A 20587-nucleotide genomic window follows, 5' to 3' on the forward strand; every position below is an offset into this window, starting at 1 on the left:
GTCATTCGATGACTTCGGACGAGTGGTCCCTCCTTCGCACGGTCTCCGTCGGGAGCGACGACGCCCGCGTCGGCTACGATCGCCTCCGCCGACCTGACGGCGAGATCGAGGGCCAACTCTGGATAGACAGCCGAGATTCGGTCTGTGTCGTCGCCGAACACGAGGCGAAAATCGTCCTCGTCGAGGAGTACCGACCGCGGCTCGGCGAGACGGTGCTCTCCTGTCCCGTCGGAGCGGTCGAAGGCGAGGAGTCGCTCACCGAGGCGGCCGCCCGGGAACTCCGTGAGGAGACCGGTTACTGCGCCGACTCGCTCCGACTGCTGGAGACGAGTTACCCCGTCGCGTGGCTCCGCAAACGCCGCGGCATCGTCTTCGCGTCCGGTCTCACGCCTGGCGATAAAGAGACAGACGCCGACGAGTTCACCCGGGTTCGACGGCTCCCGGTCGACGACGCGCTCGACGAGGCCCGGAGGCAACCGGTGACCGACTGGACGCTGCTGCCGCTGCTTCTCTCGCGGTACGAAGGTCTCCTGTGATTACGATTCAGACGAGCACGCGTTCGAGCGCGACGACGGTTCCCCGTTCGGCGTCGGGGTCGCCGACGAGCCGTCCGAGACAGACCGCCGCCCCGTCGGGCGTGTAGCAGGCGAGCAGTTCGTCACGCTCGATGCCGTCGTCGGCGTCGAGGACGCCCGGCGCGTAGACGGGTGCCCCGGTGGCAACCTGTTCGGCAGCGCTGTCGGCGATGACGACGGACGGAAGATGGTCGAGCGCTCGCTCGGCGGGCGCGACGGTCTCGCGGAGGAACGACTCGTCGCCCTCTTCAGCGAACGCCAGCGCGTCGGCGAGGTTGTGCAGATTCGCAAGGTCGGTGTCGTCGAATGGGTCGGTCGCCGTCCGGCGGAGGTGACCCATGTGCGCGCCCGTGCCGAGCGCCAGACCGATGTCGTGACAGAGCTTTCTGATGTAGGTCCCGCTCTCGCAGCGAATCCGGAGCAACGCCTGTCGTTCTGTCACTTCGAGCACTTCTAGCTTGTATATCTCGCGCATGCGCAGGCGGCGCGAGACAGCGCTCTTGCGCGGCGGTTTCTGGTACAGTTCGCCCTCGAACTCGGCGACGACGGATTCGAGGTCGCTCGGCGCGGGTTTGTGCAGTTCGAGCACCGAGACGTACTCCTTCGATCCTTCGAGAAATACCTGCGCGAGGCGCGTCGCGTCGCCGGTGAGGATGGGGAGACAGCCGGTCACCTTCGGGTCGAGCGTCCCGGCGTGGGCGGCGCGCTCGACGCCCGCGAGGTCGCGGACCCAGCCCGAGACCTGGTGGGCCGAGGGGCCGGGCGGTTTATCGAGGTTGACGACGCCGAACTCGAGCAGTTCGTCGACCGAGCGGTCGTCGGGTGGGCCACGCATCGTCATCTCAGAACTCGTAGCGGACGCCGGTCACCGGATACTTTCCCTCGTCGGCGTCGGCGTCGTACGCCTCGACGGCGGCGACGAGCGTGTCGAGGACGGGTTCCGGTCCCCAGCGGGCGGTGTTGAGCACGAGGTCGTAGATAGAGAGGTCGTCGATGGGGATGTCGTAGTACGCCATGTAGCGCTTGGCCTCGCTGGCCTCGCGGCGTTCGGTCTCCGCTCGCGCGGTTTCGACGGATTTCTCCTCGCGGTCGGCGATGCGCTCGGCGCGGACCGATAGCGGCGCGTCGAGCCAGATGCGGAAGTCGGCGTGGTCGCCCGCCAGCCACCCGGCGAGCCGGGATTCGAGGACGACCCCGTCGCGTTCGGTGGCGATATCGTAAAGGCGGCGGTCCAGGTCGCGGTCTATCTGGTCGTCCTCCTCGGCGAGCTCGTTGAACTCGACGGGCGACAGCCCGCGCTCCTCGGCGAGCGTGCGGAAGATGTCGCCGCCGGAGATGTGTTCGTAGCCGAACGCCTCGGCGAGTCCGACCGCCGTGGTGCTCTTGCCACTGCCCGGCGGGCCGGAGACGGTTAGCAACATACTCCCTCTCGGCAGGAGAAATTGAAAGGTGTTGTCGTTGGCGACGACACCGCGAGCGCGTCGCACAGTCGCTCGCGGGCCGATTCGATCGCAGCGGTCGCTCGGTGATCGGTTCCGGTACTGAAAGTCGAAAGCGGGACGCCGAACGGTTACGACGTGGTCGGCGTCGTACTGATGTTCAGCCCTTTGCGGATGATCTGGGAGAACGCCATCGAACAGAGGAAGTACCAGACGATCCACGTCTGTATCGGTCCGACGACGCCCTCCTTCCACGACACCTCTCCGGCCAGCGGGATGACGATGTTCTCGAGCGTCACGTGTTCGGGGCTGCCGCCGATGCCGATCGCCCAGTACATCCAGAGGAACACCGGGATGGTGAGGAACATGATCCACACCATGGGGCGGAACTGCTCTTTGAACATCCCCATCTGCTCGCCCATTGCCTCCATCTGCTCCTCCTGAATCGCCTGCAGCGCCTCGTCGTCGTCGTTCTCCTGGGCCTCTTTGCGCCGGTCCTGGAGGTCCTTCATGCGCGACTGGTACTGGCCCATCTTGTCCATGTCCATCAGGTTCGCCTGCAAAATCGTGGAGTAGAGACCGGTGCCCATCGCGAGCACCATCACGACGGCGTAGAAGGGGAGTATCTCGGCCAACGGTCCGAGGAAGACGTCGAACGCCCCGCCGACGACGTTACGCACCTCCGCGACCGAGTAGCCGAGGAACAATCCGACGGTGACGACCGCCGCCCCTTTGTCCCACTTCGACCACTTCGTCGTCTCGATTTCGTCACCGTCGCTCGTCGATGCGGACGACGAAGACGCCGAGGACGAGGACGCCGACGAGTCGGCGCTGCCGTTGAGACCTGCGCGAACGGCGTCGGGGTCCTGGATGCGGAACCCCTCGTCGCCGTCGATGAGGATACCTTGCTCGATGAGGCGGCCCCACTGGCCGCTCGAGAGGTCGTCGCGCACGTCGACCCACCGAACCTCGTCGTCGGCGTCGGCGCGCTCTAAGACGACCTCTATCGCCCGCTCCATCTCCGAGTTCTCGGAGACGAGCAAACGAACCCGCGATTCGACTCTTGCCATTGCCGGAGATTGGCTACCATCGGTTAAGAAGCTTTTAGTATCGTTCCGCGGTCGAAAGCTCGAATCGCGGTCGTCGACGACGGCGGCGTGGGCCGTCTCGGTCGGTCGAACCGTCTTCTGCCGTTCGTGCGGCGTTCCGTTCTCTCCGGCGTCTACGCGTCGTCGACGGCGGCGGTGACGTCCTCGAACACTTCGTCGGGCGTCTGCTCGCCGTCGATTTCGACGAGGTCGCCGGTGTCGCGGTAGTACTGGATGACCTCGGCCGTGTTCTCCTCGTAGACGCGGAGGCGCTCGCGGACCACGTCTTCGGTGTCGTCGTCGCGCTGGACGAGACGGTCGGCGATCTCGTCGTCGTCGGGCATGTCGAATTCGACGTGGTAGATGTCGCCCGTCTCGGGGTCGAGGCGGCGGCCGGTGAGGCGCCGGACGAGTTCGTCCTCGCTCACGTCGAGGTAGATGACGGCGTCGAGGTTCGTGATTTCGTCGAGATACTCCGCCTGCGAGAGGTTCCGGGGATAGCCGTCGAGGACGAACCCCGATGCGCTCGAGAGCGCCTCCTCGACGATCTCGTTGACCAGTCCGTCGGGGACGAGTTCGCCCGCGTCCATGTACTCCCGCGGCGTGCCGTACTCGGTCTCCATGTCCTTGTTCGCCCGGAGCGCATCGCCGGTCGTCACGTGTTCGAGGGAGAACTCCTCGGCGAGTCGCTTGCTCTGCGTTCCTTTGCCAGCGCCCGGGGCACCGAGTAACAGCACCTTCTTGTCGCTCATATCTGCCCCATCTCCCTCCGGGGATAAAGAACTGAAGATAGCCGCCGATACCACCCCAACGGAAAGCGCAGTTTACCACCCGAACTCGTCTCCATTCTCGTCGACGGAGCGCGGAATCGCCCGGATTTTTGCCGCTCGGTCGCGTCAGTCCGCGTATGACCCGATTCGACGCGGACGACCCGTCTGAGCGCCGAAAGCTGTTCGCCGACGCCGTCTCCGCGCACCGAACCCGCGCCAGCGACTTTCTCACGATTCAGGTCGACGCCGCCGAGGAACCCGAACTCGACGAGACCGCGGACCCTACGCCGCCGTGGGTGCAGTTCTTCCAGCAGACGGTGAACGTCGACTGCACCGACGCCGAACTCGACCGGCTGAAGACGCTCGTCGGCGACTACCCCGAGTTCCGCATCGACGAACTGGAGCAACCCGAGGAGGCTGAGGGGACGAACGTCCGAATCACCGCCCGCGCGGACCCGAACCGCCTCGCGGACTTCTTCGAGCGGACCATCCGCGAGGTGTACGGCTATGGCGAGGACTACCGCGCGTGGGTCGTCGCCGTCTGAGATTCTTCGTCGTCTGCAGATCGCCGAATGCCTTCTTTCTGTCCGTCTCTACTCGAATGCTGAAACATATACGACTCTCCTTCGTACGCTCGGCTATGAGCGAGTCCAACTTGTCCCGGAACACGTCACTTTTCGCCCGCCCGGTCGTCCCCGTAGCCAGCGTCGACGACGCCGAAACGACGGCGGGGGCCGTACTGCCTCGAATCGCGGCGGTCGGCGGGGAGCTGCTGGCCCTCCACGTCGTCGAGAAGGCCGGCGGCGCGCCGGACAAAGCGTCCGTCGAACAGCGCGAAGAAGTCGCCGCCGAGGCGTTCTCGGTCGTCCGCGAACTGGCCGACGAGGCCGGCGTCGACGTGACCACACGTATCGCTTACGGGACGGACATCGCGGACACCATCCTCGACGTCGCCAGCGACGAAGACGCGTCCGCGGTCGTGTTCACCCCGCGCGGCGGCAGCAAAGTAGTTCAATGGCTGACCGGGAATGTGGCTCTGTCGCTTGTTGAGAACGCGGACCGACCGGTAGTCTCGCTCCCCGACCCTAAGCCGGGGCGGTAGCTGTGAGAAACACGACACCGTGACAGTCCCTAAAAACCAAGCGGGAACGACATTCCAAACTATTTAAACAGATCGAGAACCACCTACTCGCCATGTCTTTCCTGAGAACAGCATCGCCGCAAGTATTATCCGAGTGGTTCTAAGATGGCTGACGAGGAGTTAGCCAAGGACCTCGGGTTGTTGTCGGCGATGACTATCGGTATCGGGACGATGATCGGCGCGGGTATCTTCGTCCTCCCGGGCGTTGCCGCCCAGGAAGCGGGTCCCATCGTCGTCGTCTCCTTCGTCGTTGGCGGTCTCATCGCGATGGTGAACGCGCTGTCGGTGTCGGAACTCGGCACGGCGATGCCGAAAGCCGGCGGCGGCTACTACTACGTCAACCGCGCGCTCGGCCCGCTTTTCGGGTCTATCGCCGGTCTCGGCGACTGGGTCGGCCTCGCGTTCGCTTCCGCGTTCTACTGTATCGGCTTCGGCCAGTATCTCGCCGAACTCGTCGGCCTCCCCGGCGTCCTGTTTCTCTCGCCGATACAGGTGGGCGCGCTGCTCGCTGGGTTTGTCTTCGTCGGCGTCAACTACATCGGCGCGAAGGAGACCGGCGGCGTCCAGACCGTCATCGTGCTCATTCTGTTGGCGATTCTCGGCGTCTTCGCCGTTGCGGGGTGGAGCTCCTTCGACTACGCGACGCTCGCCGGCGAGGACGGTCTCGCCCCCTTCGGCTTCGGGGCCATCCTTCCGGGAACCGCGTTAGTGTTCGTCTCCTTTCTCGGCTACGCGAAAATCGCGACCGTCGCCGAGGAACTCAAAAACCCTGGCCGTAATCTCCCTATCGCCATCATCGGCAGCGTCGCGCTCGTCACCGTCGTCTACGCCATCCTGGTGACGGTGATGCTCGGCGTCGTCCCGTGGACCGACTTGAGCCAGGATGCGCCGGTCGCGCAAGCTGCCGAAGTCGCGTTCCCGGCTGGTATCGCCGGCGCCGCGGCGACGGTGATGACGCTCGGCGCGCTGTTGGCGACGGCGTCATCGGCGAACGCCTCGATTCTCGCGTCTGCGCGCATCAACTTCGCGATGGGTCGCGAAAAAATCGTCACGAACTGGCTCAACAAGATTCACCCGAGGTTCGCGACGCCGTACCGCTCGATTCTGGTGACCGGACTCATCATCATCGTCTTTATCTCGGCTTTGGGCCAGGACCTTGCGGTGTTGGCGAAGGCGGCGAGCGTACTGCACCTCATCGTTTACGCGCTGATGAACGCCGCACTCATCGTCTTCCGCGAGTCCGACGCCGTCGATTACGACCCGGAGTTCCGCGTGCCGTTCTACCCGGTGACGCCCATCGCAGGGGCGCTGCTGTCACTCGGACTCGTCGCGTTCATGGACGACATCGAGATCGCGCTGTCGGCGGTGTTCGTCTTGGGCGCAGTGGTGTGGTACTTCGTCTACGCGCGTGAGAAAGTCGAGACGGGCGGGCTACTCAGTCGGTACATCCTCTCACGTTCGGAGGAAATGCCCGACGCGGCCGTCTCAGCTGCCAGCACGGTCAAACCCGACGGCGGCGACTACCGCGTCATGGTCCCGCTCGCGAACCCCAAACACCAGACCGACCTCATCACGCTCGCCAGCGCCATCGCCAAACAGGAGAACGGCACCGTCGTCGCCGTCAACATCCAGCAGGTTCCCGACCAGACCTCGCTGGAGGCCGCTCGGCGGCAAGGCGACTACGACGCAGCCCACCGCATTCTCGAACGCGCCCGCGACGACGCCGAGACACTGGGCGTCCCCGTCGAGACACACACCATCCTCTCGCACCGGACGTTCGAGGAGGTGTTCGACGCCGCGCGAACGTACGACGCCGACGTGACCGTCATGGGCTGGGGACCCGACGCCCACGGGTCGCCGGGGCGCGCCGAGAGCGCGATCGACGAACTCGCGAGGTCGCTTCCCTGCGACTTCCTCGTCCTCCGGGACCGCGGTTTCGACGCGTCGCGCATCCTCGTGCCGACGGCGGGCGGCCCGGATTCGGACCTCTCGGCAGCCGTCGCCAGACTACTTCGCACGGAGTACGTGTCGACGGTGACGCTCCTGCACGTCGCCGACGACGAGACCGATGGACGGGCGTTCCTCGAAGAGTGGGCGGCCGATCACGGTCTCGAAGACGCCGAACTGGTCGTCGAGGCGGGCGACGTCGAAGCGGCCATCGGCAAGCACGCCGCGGACGCGACGATGCTCGTCGTCGGCGCGACGGAGCGCGGCCTGCTCTCGCGGTTGTTCACCGATAGCCTCGTGTTGAACGTCGTCGACGAGGTGAACTGCTCGGTGTTGCTCGCGGAGAAAAAGCGGACGCGCAGTCTGCGCGAACGGCTGTTCGGAAACAGCTAACCGTAGCGAAGAATGACCGCGCTTTCTGTTCTCGTTATTCTGCGCTCGGCGGTTCGTCGGTCGTCGTCTCCGCCGCGTCAGTCGTCGACCACGGCGGGGTCCGTCAGGTCCGCCGCCATCACGAAGTCCGGTTCGTCGGAGACGCCGACGCGGGCGTACGCCGTGTCGCTCACCCAGCGTACGCCCTCCGGAATCAGGACACGCACCTTCTCGGCGTCGACGCTCGCAGCGTCGCAGGCGACCGCCCGATACAGTGCCCGCGCTGCCTCCGAATCCACCCACGCGCCGACGGCGTACTCGGCCCATCTTTCTGAACTGCCTTCGTCGTTCGGTCGGTCGTACGTCCGGTTCCGGAACGTGAACCCGCGCGTCCCGCCCTCGCTCACGACGAACAGGCGGTCGTCGTCGGCCGCTGTTCGGAGTCGCTCGCGGGTGAGTTCCGACACCGCCCACGATTCCTCGGCGTCGAGCGTGAGTCCCTTCAGGTCCGTGCGCGCGTCGCTTCCGGTCCAGAACGACCACGCGGCGTCGGCGTCGGCCGTGACGGCGAGGGCGGGTTCGGCGTCGGCGTCCGGCGTCGGCATCCCCCAGCGGAACTCGGCGCAGGGCGCAAAGCCGGTCGCGCGCGACTGGCCCAGTCCCGCCACGTTCCACGAAAACACCATGTTCCGGGCGACGGTCGCGCCGCGCTCTTTCGCCCACGCAAACAGTGCCTTCGACAGGCGCATCGACGCGCCCCGCCCTCGGTAGTCGGGGTTGACACGCATCCCCTGCGCCCACGCCTCGTACTCCGAGAGCAGTACGCCCTGACAGATGCCCGCGAGTTCCTCCGACGGGCTCTCGGCGTCGCCCTCGGCGTCGAGAACGAACGTCCGCTGGCGCTCGCTGTCGCCCGTGATCCAGTCGTGGTAGATGCGCGGGATGTAGTCCGACCCGCCGCGCTCTGCCCACGTCTCGCTCGTGAACGCCGCAACCGCGTCGTAATCTTCGGGTCGTGCCTGTCGGACCGTCAGGTCCACGGCCGGGACTCCTCCTGCAGTTCGCCGACGAGGTTCCGTCCCATCGCGTCGGCGGGATCGCCGAGGTTCGCGAGCGCCCACATCAGCTTCACCTTCGCCGTGCCGGGGAGCGTATCGCCCGCCTCGACGACGCCGGCGTCGAGCAGGTCGCGGCCGGTGTCGTAGACGCGGTCGCAGACGCGACCCGAGATGCACTGGCTGGTCATCGCGACGACCGTCCCCTCGTCGACGAGTTCACGGACACGAGGAATGAGGTCGGTGTGAACGTGGCCGAGACCGGTCCCCTCGATTACCACGCCGGATTTCCCGTCGAGGTAGTCGAACGCCGCGGGGTCCATCCCGGGCGTGAACTTCAGGAGTTCGACCCCGCCGTCGATGTCGGGGGAGATGTCGGGTTCGACCCCGCCGCGTTCGGCGTGTTCGCGGCGGAACGTCACTTCCTCGCTCTCGTAGTCGACCACGCCGAGCGGCTTCGCCCCGACCGTCTCGAAGGCGTCGCGGCGCGAGGTGTGGTTCTTGCGCACGCGCGTGCCGCGGTGGAGCGCGCAGACGTCGTCACTCTCGGTGGCGTGCATGCAGACGAGCACTTCAGCGCAGTCGCTCTTCGCCGCTTCAACCGCGCAGACCGCGTTCATCACGTTGTCCGAGGAGGGGCGGTCCGCCGAGCGCTGGCTGCCGGTGAAGACGATTGGAACCGGCGTGTCGAGCATGAACGACAGCGCCGAGGCCGAAAACTGCATCGTGTCGGTGCCGTGCATGACGACGACACCGTCCGCGCCCGCGTCTATCTCCTCGTGGACCGCCCGCGCAAGTTTCTGCCAGACCTCGGGTGTCATGTTTTCGGAGAGGATATTGGCGACGACGCGGCCGCGGTAGTTCGCCCGACCCGCGAGGTCCGGCACCGCGCGGAGCACGTCCTCGGCGTCGAACTGCGCGGTCACCGCGCCGGTGCGGTAGTCGACGGTGGAGGCGATGGTGCCGCCGGTGGAGATGAGCGAAACCGTCGGGAGGTCGTCGTCGAACTCGATCTCGGAGCTGTCGCCCTCGTTGGACTGGGCGTCCTCCACGTCGTAGACGCCGCTTTCGAGTACTTCGACCTCGGCATCGTCGCGTTCGATACCGACGTTGTACCCCCCGTCGAGTTTGACGACGAGGTGGTCGGCCGTCGTCGACGGCATCAGCACGCCCTCGTTCGTGACGCCCCCGCGCTCGACGCGGATGCGGTCGCCTGCGTTCATAATCGCGGATACCCTCGCGGCGGACTTGAATCCACTCGTTCGCGGACGACTCCCGCGTCGATCGACTGCACCCGAACCGACGCGGCGCCGACTTTCGCTCGCAGCTCATCAGAACGAACACAAAAGTGATACCGGATGCGGACCGAGCACTCGGTATGTCCTCGCACACGAATCCGTCCCCCTCCGACAGCGGCGACTCGTCCAGCCGACTCGGCCGACTGTTCGCGCCGAAAGCGTTCCTTCTCGCGCTCGCGCTCTCGCTCGTCGGCGTGTTCCTCGGCGGTCTCGTCCCCGTCGTCGGGTCGATACCCGGCGTCAACCTCCTGCTTCGCGCGCTCGGGCTGTTCGCCGCCGCGTTCGTCGTCGGTCTCGTCGCCGAGCGACCGCGGTACGTGGAAGTCGCGCTCGCCGGGGCGCTCGTCGGCGTGTTCAGCGTCGTGCTCTCGACGCTCGGGGCGTTTCTTCCCGTCGCCGTGAACGTCCTCTCGGAGCACGGCGTCGAGCTCGGCAGCGTCGGTGCTGCCGTCGGCGCGTTCGTCACGCTCGTCGGCCACTACTTCGGGCGCGACCTCCGCGACGGCGTCACGCGGGAGATATAGGCCGCGACGACGCGTTCGCCGCCGCGCTCACTGAACTGTCCACTTGTCGTTCCGCTGGGCGAGCAAGCCGCGCTCGGACAGCGCGTCCAGCACCTGCTCGACGACCTCTGGGGGCGCGCCGACCTCCTTGGCGACGGCGAGCGTGCTCGTCGCACCGCCGGCGACAGCCGCGAGCACCTTCGCGTGGAATCGGCTGTCGGCGTCGGTTCCGATGCGCTCGTTCAGCCTGTCGAGCACGTCGGTCATCCGGCCGTGAACCCAGCGCTGCGCGAGCGAAAGCTCGTTCTCGATGGTTTCGAGGCGGCCGAACTCCCGCGCTAGCGATTCGAGATCGTCGCCGTTCTGCCGGGGTTCGGCGTCGATGCTGAGATGCGAACAGCGACCGGTCAGTTCGAGGGTCGGACTCGCTGGATACGCGCTTTTCGTACCGAACCCGTACGGCGAGACGTTCACCTCCAGGCGGACGTTCTGGGCGATGTGGAAGTACTTCCGCCGCTGGTCGTCGGTTCGGCTCTCGACGAGACCCGCCTCCTCGAGTTTCCGCAGGTGGTCGATAACGGCCTTGGGGCTGACGCCGAGGTACTCGGATATCTCCGTGACGTAGCAGGGCTTGTGCGAGAGCAGGCGAAGGATGCGTCGCCGGTTCTCGTTGCCGAGGAGATCCAGAAGTACCGCAGAGTCCATGCCGACAGATAAGCCGGGAGAACTGAAAAGGCTGACTACCGTTGTTTCCTCCGCTCGTCGTCGTCCGCTCCGGTCGATTCCTCGGTTCGCCGTCGTTACGAATCGAGACTCCGAACGTCTTCTTTCCCGAGCGCTTCTCCGTCGACGCGCGCTGTCGAGTCGACGGGCGATGTTTCGCCGCCTGGCGACCGTCTCTGCTCGTCGTTTCGTTCCGTTCTGGTAGCGTCTTCGGCGTCTCCTCCGTCTTCGGCGCCGTGACCGAGCGCCTCGGAGTCGTCAGTCGGCGTTTCGGGGCCGTCAACCGCCGTCCCGACAGCGGTGTCCACCAACTGCCGACTCTCGGATGTGCCGTCGGTGTTGCCCGTCCCGTTGGCCCGATTCGGCGCCTGTTCGGACGGTCCGACCGTCTCTCCCGGTCCGGCGATGCTGGCGTGGGTCTCTCTCGTTTCGGCGCGGAGCGTCGACAGTCGACTGGCGTTCGCGCCGACCCGGTCGGCCGCCGCTTCGGTCGCGTCGATGGAGGTGGCCAAGGCGCTCAGTTCACCGTCCAGTTGGCCGAGGCGACCGTAGTAGATCGGTTCGGGGATACTCCCGTTTTCGGCCGCCGCAGCCAGCGCCTCGCGGCGGTCGCGCAGTTCGACGAGTTCGGCTTCGAGTCGGTCGATTCGTCGTTCGACGGCCCGCTGATCGCCGCTTCGCTCGAACTCGGCTTCCCACTTCTCGTTTGCGACGACGCCTTGGGTCTCTGCGGTCGTCGATTGGACGAACGCTGTCACGTTGTCGCCGAGTTCGCTCTCGCCGTCCGGTTCGATCTGTTCTGTCGACTCGGCGGTCGAGGCTGACGAGGCGGTCGAGACCGACGCGGCAGCGGGAGCGGTCGCGACGACGACGAGCACCGTGACGAGGAGGGCGTAGACGGCTTTCATCGAATTCCGTTACCGGGCGTACGCCCATAAACACGAATATCCGTTCGTTTCGTTCACTCCGGGTTCGTTCTGTTCAGTGTGTTTCGAATCAGCGAGCGAGAGTCTGACTTGGCCTGCGACGGTGTAATTGGGCAGTAATCTCCTCTTACTTCCGGACCGTCGGCTCGTGGAACCTGTCGAAGAAACGAGCCGCGAGAGCGACGGAGACGACCGAAATCGCCACGCTAGCGACGACGAGTCCCGCGCCCGGTTCGTACCGAAGCGGCGGATGGTAGCCGAACAGGTAATCGAACGCGTCGTTCGCGAACGCCAACGCGAGCGCGAACGCGAGCGCTCCCCGCGTCGTCGCCCCGATACGGGCGATGAGCACCGCCTCGACGACGAATCCGAGGTGTGTGAGGAGGATGCCCCAGTAACTCCACAGCGACGAGAGTCCAAACCCGAAGTAGAGGTCGGGACGGAGGTTCAACGCGACGAACGTCCAGAGACCGAACTTCACCAGCCAGACGAACGACAGCGTGTGGAGGTAGACGAGCGGGCGGTTCAGCGGCGCGTCGTCGATATCTCGGCCGAGGTTAGGGAGCAGCGTCGCCAGAGAGAGCGTTCCTAGCGCCAGTGCGGTCGGTGAATCGCCGTACAGCGGCCACAGAAACGTCGATACCGCGGGCATCGTCTCGACGTAATAGCGCACGCCGACGAGAAACGCCGTCGCGTTGACGACGAGCAACCAGACGAGACTTGGGGCGTTGCCGAGATAGTACTCGACGTATCGGTCGGGGATGAGGCGCACACCCGCCATTCGTCGGATGAATGGGCGGTGCGCGGTAAAAGTTGTCGAGACGCCGACGGTGACCCGAAGCCTTGCGGTGGGAGCGTCTGTGTCTTGCGTCAGGCCGGTACCTCGACGGCCTGCTCGGCGCGCCGTCTCGCCTGCTCCAACTGGTTGCGGAGGCGCGTCTCCGCCGTCCCCGAGAGTGCCCACCCGAGCGCGTCGAGGCTCTCCCCCGTGACCCTCAGCACGTCGGCGAGCACACCGAGTTCCTCACCCGCCTCCTCGATGTCGTCGCGGTCGACGAGTTCGAGCGCTTCGTCGACGAGTCGCCGGGCGTGTCGCAGGAGCGCTAGCAGAAGCTCCCGCAACGGGCCGAGTTCGTCCACGGCGTCTCGAACGCCCGTCAGAATCTCGTCTAAGAGCGACTGCAGAAACGTGACGAACGAGCGCTTGCCCGTCTCCGGAGCGTCGATGGTGAGCGGTTCGTCTCCGGAGGCCCCGTTCGTTCCCGGCGTCACGCGAAACACACCGACTGATCCCTCGCGGTCGGTGACCTCTGCCGTGTACGTGCCGTGGCGGTTGACGTAGATGCCGAAGCGGTCGTCGCCGTCGGGCCTCCCGTCGTACACCGGCCCGGCGACGTCCTCCTCGAACCGGACGTTGGTGATGCCCGACTGCTGAGAGGCGTCCGCGCGGACTTTCACCGCCTCCTCGTTCGGGACGACGGTGACGACGCCGTCGACGCCGGCGGTGTACGTCCCGCCGTCGAACTCGAACGTCTCGGCGTAGGGCGCGCGCCCGGCCCCGTTGACGGTGAGTCGGTGCGACTCGCGGGTGACGCCCGTGAACGAGACGACGCCGTTCCACGTCGGAACGGCCGTCGGGTTCTCGCTTTCGAGGAGCGCGACGCTCTCGACGTTCGATTCGTGGAGCGAGGGTGGCGTCGGTGCTCCGTCACCGGCCGGCGTCGATTCTTCGTCGGTTGTCACCGTTCCGTCGTTAGTCGGTGTCAACTCGTCGTCCGTCGGTGGTTCGTCGTCCGCCGTCGACTCGTCGCCGCTCGTCTCGCCCTCGGCCGCCGACGGCCGCGTCGTCAACTCCCGGACGACGCCGACGACGCGATTCTCGGTCTCGTCGGAGTCGACGCCGCCGTAGCGCTCGGCGAGCGTTGCCCGGTGTTGGGGGTCGGTGACGTCGACCACCGGGTCCGAAAAGCGCGGCTGTTCCCGCGGAGCCGTCGTCGCAGTGAGGTGGTGGGCGAAGCTATCCTCGACGAACTTCGGGACGGTGAACTCGAAACGCAGCTGCGGACCGGTGAACCCGTCGATGTGGCGGAGGTCCTCGGCGGAGACGAGGTCGTACTCGACCTCCACGTCGCGGGTCGCCGCGTCGAACCCGAAGGAGAGACCGGTCTCCCGCAGCGGGATATCCTCCGGCGGGTTCGCCAACTCGGCGAAGTTGCGGACGACCAGCGACCCGGACAGCAGGTCGTCGGCGGAGACGTTCGGGAGTCTCTCGTGGTCGTACAGCGGCGCGCCGTCGAGTTCCGGAACGATGTACGGAATCCGAAGCCCCTCGTCGCGGGGGAGTCCGTACGCCGCCGGAACGCGGACGGTCCGGTCGCCGATCTCGACCGCCTCGTTCGTGATGTCGGCGATGAACCCGTCGCCCGCGAGTCGTTGAAACGTCCGCGGGCGCCCGTTGACGCCGAGTGCGCTCGCGTGGGAGCCAACTTCCGAGAGGACGCTCGGCCGGTCGGCCTCGGGGTCGACGAACTCGTTGTTCGGGACGGATTTGGAGTGGGCGCTCCCGGTGTACAGGACTGGGTCGCCGGTGTCGCCGTTGACGAACACCTGAAACAGCTCCCAGTCGTGCCAGTGGAAGTTGGTCGTGAACTGGTCGAACGCGGAGTACAGCCAGTACTGGACGACCGACAGCGAGGAATCCCGGTAGTCGACGACGTTGTAGAACACCGTCGGCGCCGGCGGCGCCTCGGCCTCGCGGCGGTCTTTCGTGTAGCCGTCGAGAGCGTCGAATCCGTCGACGACGGTTTCGCCGCCGCGCTCGCTGATGTACCGCCGCGGGTCGGTCGGATACCACAGCTCTCGGACGTCGAAGTACAGATCCGGCGCGAACTGCTCTGCGAGCGCGCGATGTTCGGATTCGGCGGTCGACTCTTTCGACGACGCGGTCGGCGGCGACTCCGTCGGGCCTAACCCTTCTCTGTCCTGGTCCGCCGAGAGCATCGCCCCGACGGCGGTTCCGCCGCCGACGGCTAGTGTGAGCGCACCGAGTTTGAGCAGGTCGCGTCTCTCGACGCCACCGTCTTCGACCGCTTCGTCGGCTATCGCTCGGTCGCCGCCCGCCTGCCTCTCGGCGCTTTCTCGCTCGTCGGTGCGTGCCCGCTCGTCAGCGTCCGTCCGGTCGTCGGTATCCGTTCGTCCCTCAGCGTCCGAGCGCGTTCGCCTGTCGTTACTCGTCGCCCGTTCCTCACCTGCGTCGTCGTCGGTACGTTCGTCGTCGGACATAGCCCTCGATTCGGTCGGCCTTTCAGACCGCTCGTTATGACTTTGTTGGTCACTGGAGACTGGCCGGCGGACCGTCCGGATGCAAAGGCTAGTTAGCGTCGGCGGCGAACCTGTGCGTATGCAGGCTGCACTCGTCGTTCTCGACGGCTGGGGACTCGGCAACCACGACCGGAGAGATGCCGTGAAAGCCGCGGCGACGCCGAATTTTGACCGGTTTCGGGAGAGCGGCGCGTACGGCACGCTCGACGTGAGCGGTCGGCGCGTCGGACTGCCCGACGGACAGATGGGCAACAGCGAGGTCGGCCACCTCAACATCGGCGCCGGCCGGGTGGTGAAACAGGCGTTCACCCGAATCAACGACAGCGTCGACGACGGAACGTTCTACGAGAACACTGTCATCACCGAGGCGTTCGACTACGCCGAGGAACACGGCGGTCGCGTCCACTTCATGGGCCTCGTCAGCAACGGCGGCGTCCACTCCGACCAGGAACATCTGTACGCGCTCATCGAGGCGGCGGCTGACCGCGGCGTCGACGCGGTGACCCACGCGTTCACCGACGGTCGGGACACCGCCCCCAAGGGCGGCGCGGACTACCTCGCGTCGCTGGAGTCCGTCGTCGCAGACTGCGGAACCGGCGACGTGGCGACGGTCTCGGGGCGCTACTACGCGATGGACCGCGACCGGAACTGGGAGCGGACGAAGCGCGCCTACGACGCCATCGTGAACCGCGAGGCCGACGGCGTAGCGCCGACGGCGGTCGAAGCGGCCGAACAGTCATACGAGCGCGGCGATACCGACGAGTTCGTCGAACCGACGCTCGTCGGCGGCGGTCCGGCGCTCGAAGACGGCGATGCGGTGTTCTTCTTCAACTTCCGCTCGGATCGCGCACGTCAACTCGTCCGGATGCTCGGCGACGTTCGCCCGGAGTGGCCGTTCGAGACGACGCCGCCGGCGATTCACCTGGCGACGATGACCCAGTACGACAAGACGTTCGAGTTCCCGGTAGCGTTCCCGCCGGAGCAACCGCGGAACACGCTCGGCGAGGTGCTCGCGGGCAACGGTCTCACGCAGCTACGGCTCGCGGAGTCCGAGAAGTACGCCCACGTCACTTACTTCCTCAACGGCGGTCGGGAGGTGGAGTTCGGCGGCGAAATTCGGCGCATCGTCCAGAGTCCCGACGTGCCGACGTACGACGCGACGCCCGCGATGAGCGCCGAGGAGGTGACCGACACCGCGCTGTCGATAATCGAGTCCGACGACCCCGACGTGCTCGTACTCAACTACGCGAACCCCGACATGGTCGGCCACACCGGCGACTTCGCCGCCGCCGTCGAAGCCGTCGAAGCCGTCGACGAACAGCTCGGCCGCCTCCTCGACGGCGTCCTCGCCGCCGGTGGCCACGCGCTCGTCACTGCCGACCACGGCAACGCCGACGACATGGGGACGCCGAGCGCGCCGCACACGGCGCACACCTACAATCCGGTTCCGCTCGTCTACCTCTCACCGGCGGGCGACGACGGCGGCAAACGGATTCGAGACGGCGGGTCGCTCTGCGACCTCGCGCCGACGCTGCTGTCGCTCATCGGTGTCGACCAACCGCCGGAGATGACGGGCGAGTCGCTGTTAGAGTCGGGTAGGTTGTAGCGAACAGGCGACGGATACGTTTCTCCGCGACCGGGTCGTCGCACACCCGCCTCGTCCGGTTCACGGCCGCTCTCAGCGCACGCGGGGTCTGGCCGCCTTCTCCGGTATAAAGTCCGGGGCGACGATTATCGCAACCTAACGTTCTGCTCCGACGCGTAGCGGTACAGCGGACCCGCGAGCAGTAACAGGCTGACGACCGCCGCGGCGACGACGAGACGAACGTCGAACAGTCCGGTGAGCGAGTCGGCCGTCAACGCGCCCAGCGACCCGCCGACGAACACGCCGCCGACGACCCACGGGATTTCGCCGAGTGCGGTTCCGAGCAGATACGAGCGGAGTCGGACGTCGGCAATGCCCGCGCCGACGGAGACGATGTCCGACGGGGCCGGAAAGAGGCGGCTAGCGGCGACGCTCCGGACGTTGCCGGTCGTGTCGACGAACCGTTCGCCTGCGGCCGCGAACCGGCCGCTGTCGCCGCGAACGTGACGCCCGAAGAAGTACGGCGGGACGCTGCTCACGACGACGAGCGCAAGTGCGATTGGCGTCCAGACGAGACCGTGCGTGTAGCCGACGACGACGGCCAGAAGCGTCGTCGGCCACGCCAGAAGCGGTCGGACGAGCGCGACGAGCGTCAGCACGGTGACGAACCGAACCGGGTCGGCCGCGAGCCACCGGAGGCGCTCGAACAGCGTCTCGGGCGAGACGAACCACGCGGCGAGTGCCGTGAGGGCGATCACCGCGCCGGTGGAGACGAGAAACGCTCGGCGCGACACTCAACAACACCGCTCCGTGTTCGCTCCGGCAGACGATGCGTGCGCGTCGCAGTTCATACGCCGGCTTCACCGCCCGCGGTCATACTCCTTATGGCTCGGTTGATTGTCTCGCTGTGACGCACGCGCTCCAAAGCGAAGACGAAGTGACGAATGCGTCCCGAACGGGCACGCGGGACGGTCGTCGACATCGTCGACCGCGACACGATAACGGTTAACTCGCACGCGCCGGAATCCGGTGACGTGCCCGACGACGGCGACGCGCCTGGCGGATCGGCGGATGCGGGAGACGGTCTCGCCGCCACCCGAAGCGAGCGCATCGAACTCGCTCTCGAGTTGCTCGCGCACCTCGAGCACGACGAGTTGGAACTCCCGGCGGTTATCGACCGCATCGAGACGGTGACGACGGACCCGGCGACGACGCGCGAGATTCTCGACGAGGCCGAGAAGCGCGGCATCCTCGAACGCGACGGGGCGAAGATTCTGACGCGGCGAGGTGGAACGTTCGTTCGTTTCGAGAGTCAAGTCGTCACGCGCGAGGGAGAGTTCGACTGCCGACGCTGCCGGGCGACGATTTCGACGGGCTACTTCATCCGCTTCGAGGCGGGAGAACTCGGACCGTTCGGCTCGTCGTGCATCAGAAAAGTCACCGGGCGTGAGTGAGAACGCGGGCGAGAGGCCACCAGTCGGCGTTCCGAGCCGACCTCGCTACCGACCGCGGCTGAGCTCTTCGACGAGCCGTTCAATCAGTTCGGCTTGCCGCTGTAGTTCTTCGTTCTGCCGTTCGACCGCCTTGGTCAGCGTCGCCATCTGCGCCTGCAGCTCTTCGAATCCGTCGGCGTCGCGGGCGTCGGTCGCCGACGCGCCCGCCGTGGCGTTCGTCGCCGCCGTTGCCTTCGCTTCCGCCGACGCTGGCGCTGGCGTTGCTGCCTCGGCGGTATCGGTCGTTTCGTCGCTCGCCGATTCGAAACCGGACCCCTCGAACGTCGTCGTCTCCGCCGACTCTGTCGACGCCGACTCGGTCGACGCCGTCGACTTCGCCGGCGCGGCCGACTGCGATTCCGCCGTCGCCTCGGCGACGCCGTCTGCGACGCCGACGCTACCGTCGTCAAGGTCCACCGGGTCGTCCGCCCGCGTCGCGTTCTTCGGTTTCTCGCTCAACTCCGAGGGGTTGGCTTTCAACGGCGCGGGTCCATCACCGAAGGAGACGTTCTTTCGATCCTCGGCCGGTTCGGTCTCGGACTCTCGGGCCTTCGCCTTCCGGAAGGCGTCGAGCGTCGGCACGTCGTGGTACGTACAGAGCGCGTCGGTCAGCGTCTCGCGGACGGCGCGCGCATCGTCGTTGGGCGCTTTGAACCGCTCTTGGCGAGTCCCGAGCGCGAGCACGACGGAGGTGGCGACGCTCCCGTCCTCGAACGTGAGGTCGGTCACGTCGTCGTAGTGGAACTCCTCGAACTCCTCGTCCCAGACGGGCGCGCCGATGTGTTTGACGACCCGGTCGCTCGTGACGACGAGCGTGAGTTCGCTGAACCGGAACGTCTGTTTCACCGTCTCGCCGGGGTCGGTGATTCCGGCGGCGTTGAGAATTCCGGCGAGCACGGGGTGTAGCGCGTCCTGGAGGCGCTTTGACGGAATCGCGAACGACCGCTCGCCGTCGAGACCGTAGTTGAGGGTCACTTTCGCCTTTCGCGACGTGCGACCGCCCTCGGAGATGGAGATGCGTTCGGCGTTGTGCGGGTACTGTTCGACGGACTCGTCGGAGAGCAGTCCCTCCGAGCGGTAGATGAGCGTCCGCGTCGGCGTGACGAACAGTCCGTCCTCGCCGCCGAGGCTCACCCGGGCAGCGACTGGTTCGTCGCCCAGTTCGGTCTGGACGAGTTCCGGCAGACTCATGGCAGGGGTGTCCCGGCCACACGTGATAAATTCAGGGGGTGCGACGGCGAACAGGAACTCCCGGTGTGAAACCGCCGCACGCCGGACCGAGATGGGAAGCTTCAAGAGTCTCATCGGACAAGGTGAAACCGAGCCCGGGTGGCTTAGCTGGACATAGCGCCGCACTCATAGGGTTCTGAGATTCGGTGCGGTATCGCCTTGGAAGCCTCCGCCCCTTGGGGCCTGCCGAGCCTCTAACCTGGGATATGCGGAGATCGTGGGTTCGGAGCCCACCCCGGGCATTCTGTGATTCACTGTCGCGCTCCCTCCGAGTTCCGTCTCGACGTCGTCACGACGATCGAGACGGCCGAGCGTAACCGGATTCGCTGTCGACGTGCGGGCCGAGGAGCCGCTCGCTCTCCTCGGCAGGGTACGACAAAAAGGCGCAGACGGCGTACGAAGCCGTTCCCCCACTTGCACAAAACGACCGGGTGACACAACCCGGACTCTGACACACCATGGCGACCGTTCGAGGCCACCACGAGCGCCGTCGGATGGGCGCGGGGACCCGCGCCGCGACGGCGACTCTGATACTTCGTAGGGACGTTACCCCCATAGTTTCGATGTGCATACTGCCGTCGGCGTTTCGTCGAACTACCTGTTAAACGCGTTTTGGGGGTCGCTAATCGACGTCAGCCCGTCGTTTCCCCGCCCTCGAGAGAACACCGTTCGCTCGACCGGAGAAATCTGGCGGTTTTTTTTTTAGGGAGTCGTCTCTCTGCTCGCTCTCTGAACCAGCGCTCGCGTCGACCGCCCCGTTCTCCGGGCGAAGTTACAAGCCTCGGTACGGGGTATCTGTACTTCATGGGTTCGAACACCGCGACGGACGCCGAGCAAACGCCTGCGCGTCGCCCGGCGGCCGGGCAGACGTGGTTCGACATCATAGAGGACGTCATCGACGCCGAAATCGATAGACAGGAGACCCTCGAATGCCGGTTCGAACAACTGGAGATCGACGTTCCGCTGCGGATGGAACCGGGCGCCGAAATCGCGCGGTGGCGATTCGACGGTACCGTCCGCGTCCACGTTGAGGGGACGCGCGGACCGCTCTCGGAGTGGCTTCGATTCTGGTACAGTCGGCTCTCGTGAGAATCGGACCCGGTGGGACCCCGCGGCCTTCC

The 20587-nt window shown here is 66.3% G+C and carries 20 protein-coding genes and 1 tRNA gene; 9 read left to right on the forward strand and 12 right to left on the reverse strand.

The annotated features are described in order from the left end of the window. Positions 1–8: 8 nt before the first annotated feature. A complete protein-coding gene (locus LAQ58_RS02995; RefSeq protein ID WP_224449147.1) occupies positions 9–536 on the forward strand; it encodes an NUDIX hydrolase in 528 nt (175 codons plus the stop codon). Positions 537–543: 7 nt separating this feature from the next. On the opposite strand, the gene LAQ58_RS03000 is transcribed toward LAQ58_RS02995, so the two are convergent. The 4 genes from LAQ58_RS03000 to LAQ58_RS03015 form a co-directional block, all read right to left on the reverse strand. Continuing rightward, the gene (locus LAQ58_RS03000) at positions 544–1416 is read right to left on the reverse strand and encodes an RNA-guided pseudouridylation complex pseudouridine synthase subunit Cbf5 (RefSeq protein WP_224449148.1); all 873 of its coding nucleotides are present in this window, start codon (positions 1414–1416) and stop codon (positions 544–546) included. Position 1417: 1 nt separating this feature from the next. Further along, positions 1418–1996, reverse strand: a complete 579-nt coding sequence (cmk, locus tag LAQ58_RS03005) for a (d)CMP kinase (protein ID WP_224449149.1) — start codon at positions 1994–1996, stop codon at positions 1418–1420. A 149-nt stretch (positions 1997–2145) separates the two neighbouring features. Next, complete coding sequence (locus tag LAQ58_RS03010; RefSeq protein WP_224449150.1) at positions 2146–3084, reverse strand: DUF106 domain-containing protein; 939 nt, start codon at positions 3082–3084, stop codon at positions 2146–2148. A gap of 152 nt (positions 3085–3236) precedes the next feature. Continuing rightward, positions 3237–3854: an adenylate kinase gene (locus tag LAQ58_RS03015; RefSeq protein ID WP_224449151.1), complete on the reverse strand. Its 618-nt coding sequence runs from the start codon at positions 3852–3854 to the stop codon at positions 3237–3239. Positions 3855–4009: 155 nt separating this feature from the next. Between LAQ58_RS03015 and LAQ58_RS03020 the strand changes: the two genes are divergently transcribed. The 3 genes from LAQ58_RS03020 to LAQ58_RS03030 all read left to right on the forward strand — a co-directional run bounded on the left by LAQ58_RS03020 (position 4010) and on the right by LAQ58_RS03030 (position 7353). After that, positions 4010–4417, forward strand: a complete 408-nt coding sequence (locus LAQ58_RS03020; RefSeq protein WP_224449152.1) for a DUF7975 family protein — start codon at positions 4010–4012, stop codon at positions 4415–4417. A gap of 95 nt (positions 4418–4512) precedes the next feature. Beyond that, positions 4513–4974, forward strand: a complete 462-nt coding sequence (locus tag LAQ58_RS03025) for a universal stress protein (RefSeq protein WP_224449153.1) — start codon at positions 4513–4515, stop codon at positions 4972–4974. A 144-nt stretch (positions 4975–5118) separates the two neighbouring features. After that, the gene (locus LAQ58_RS03030; protein WP_224449154.1) at positions 5119–7353 is read left to right on the forward strand and encodes an amino acid permease; all 2235 of its coding nucleotides are present in this window, start codon (positions 5119–5121) and stop codon (positions 7351–7353) included. A gap of 77 nt (positions 7354–7430) precedes the next feature. Here LAQ58_RS03030 and LAQ58_RS03035 read toward each other — a convergent pair whose 3' ends face one another. Together LAQ58_RS03035 and gatD are read right to left on the reverse strand one after the other, a co-directional pair. Continuing rightward, positions 7431–8366, reverse strand: coding sequence for a GNAT family N-acetyltransferase (locus tag LAQ58_RS03035; protein ID WP_224450206.1), 936 nt, complete (start codon positions 8364–8366; stop codon positions 7431–7433). Then, entirely contained in the window at positions 8363–9610 is a 1248-nt protein-coding gene (gene gatD / locus LAQ58_RS03040) for a Glu-tRNA(Gln) amidotransferase subunit GatD (RefSeq protein ID WP_224449155.1), read from the reverse strand. The genes LAQ58_RS03035 and gatD overlap by 4 nt, the downstream gene beginning before the upstream one ends. Positions 9611–9765: 155 nt before the next feature. On the opposite strand from gatD, the gene LAQ58_RS03045 reads away from it, so the two are divergent. Further along, a complete protein-coding gene (locus tag LAQ58_RS03045) occupies positions 9766–10209 on the forward strand; it encodes a hypothetical protein (protein WP_224449156.1) in 444 nt (147 codons plus the stop codon). Between the two features lie 27 nt (positions 10210–10236). On the opposite strand, the gene LAQ58_RS03050 is transcribed toward LAQ58_RS03045, so the two are convergent. The 4 genes from LAQ58_RS03050 to LAQ58_RS03065 all read right to left on the reverse strand — a co-directional run bounded on the left by LAQ58_RS03050 (position 10237) and on the right by LAQ58_RS03065 (position 15119). Continuing rightward, on the reverse strand, positions 10237–10893 hold the full coding sequence (locus LAQ58_RS03050) for an ArsR/SmtB family transcription factor (RefSeq protein WP_224449157.1): 657 nt from the start codon (positions 10891–10893) through the stop codon (positions 10237–10239). A gap of 95 nt (positions 10894–10988) precedes the next feature. Next, positions 10989–11819: a hypothetical protein gene (locus LAQ58_RS03055; RefSeq protein ID WP_224449158.1), complete on the reverse strand. Its 831-nt coding sequence runs from the start codon at positions 11817–11819 to the stop codon at positions 10989–10991. A gap of 145 nt (positions 11820–11964) precedes the next feature. Then, positions 11965–12618 carry a DUF1405 domain-containing protein gene (locus LAQ58_RS03060; RefSeq protein ID WP_224449159.1) on the reverse strand — a complete coding sequence of 218 codons (654 nt, stop codon included), beginning with the start codon at positions 12616–12618 and terminating at the stop codon, positions 11965–11967. An 89-nt stretch (positions 12619–12707) separates the two neighbouring features. Continuing rightward, a complete protein-coding gene (locus LAQ58_RS03065) occupies positions 12708–15119 on the reverse strand; it encodes a hypothetical protein (RefSeq protein WP_224449160.1) in 2412 nt (803 codons plus the stop codon). Between the two features lie 118 nt (positions 15120–15237). Between LAQ58_RS03065 and gpmI the strand changes: the two genes are divergently transcribed. Then, positions 15238–16764, forward strand: coding sequence for a 2,3-bisphosphoglycerate-independent phosphoglycerate mutase (gpmI, locus tag LAQ58_RS03070; RefSeq protein WP_224449161.1), 1527 nt, complete (start codon positions 15238–15240; stop codon positions 16762–16764). A gap of 125 nt (positions 16765–16889) precedes the next feature. Here gpmI and LAQ58_RS03075 read toward each other — a convergent pair whose 3' ends face one another. Next, positions 16890–17537, reverse strand: coding sequence for a TVP38/TMEM64 family protein (locus LAQ58_RS03075; RefSeq protein ID WP_224449162.1), 648 nt, complete (start codon positions 17535–17537; stop codon positions 16890–16892). Positions 17538–17777: 240 nt separating this feature from the next. Here LAQ58_RS03075 and LAQ58_RS03080 point away from each other — a divergent pair, with 240 nt between their 5' ends. Continuing rightward, positions 17778–18197 carry a DUF5830 family protein gene (locus LAQ58_RS03080; protein WP_224450207.1) on the forward strand — a complete coding sequence of 140 codons (420 nt, stop codon included), beginning with the start codon at positions 17778–17780 and terminating at the stop codon, positions 18195–18197. A 45-nt stretch (positions 18198–18242) separates the two neighbouring features. On the opposite strand, the gene LAQ58_RS03085 is transcribed toward LAQ58_RS03080, so the two are convergent. After that, positions 18243–19427: a DUF7115 domain-containing protein gene (locus LAQ58_RS03085; RefSeq protein WP_224449163.1), complete on the reverse strand. Its 1185-nt coding sequence runs from the start codon at positions 19425–19427 to the stop codon at positions 18243–18245. Positions 19428–19559: 132 nt separating this feature from the next. Between LAQ58_RS03085 and LAQ58_RS03090 the strand changes: the two genes are divergently transcribed. Both LAQ58_RS03090 and LAQ58_RS03095 read left to right on the forward strand, forming a co-directional pair. Further along, a tRNA-Met gene (locus LAQ58_RS03090) sits at positions 19560–19708 on the forward strand. A 562-nt stretch (positions 19709–20270) separates the two neighbouring features. Further along, positions 20271–20555, forward strand: a complete 285-nt coding sequence (locus LAQ58_RS03095) for a hypothetical protein (RefSeq protein ID WP_224449164.1) — start codon at positions 20271–20273, stop codon at positions 20553–20555. Positions 20556–20587: the final 32 nt, after the last annotated feature.

It is taken from the genome of Haloprofundus salilacus (assembly GCF_020150815.1).
GTDB lineage: Archaea > Halobacteriota > Halobacteria > Halobacteriales > Haloferacaceae > Haloprofundus > Haloprofundus salilacus.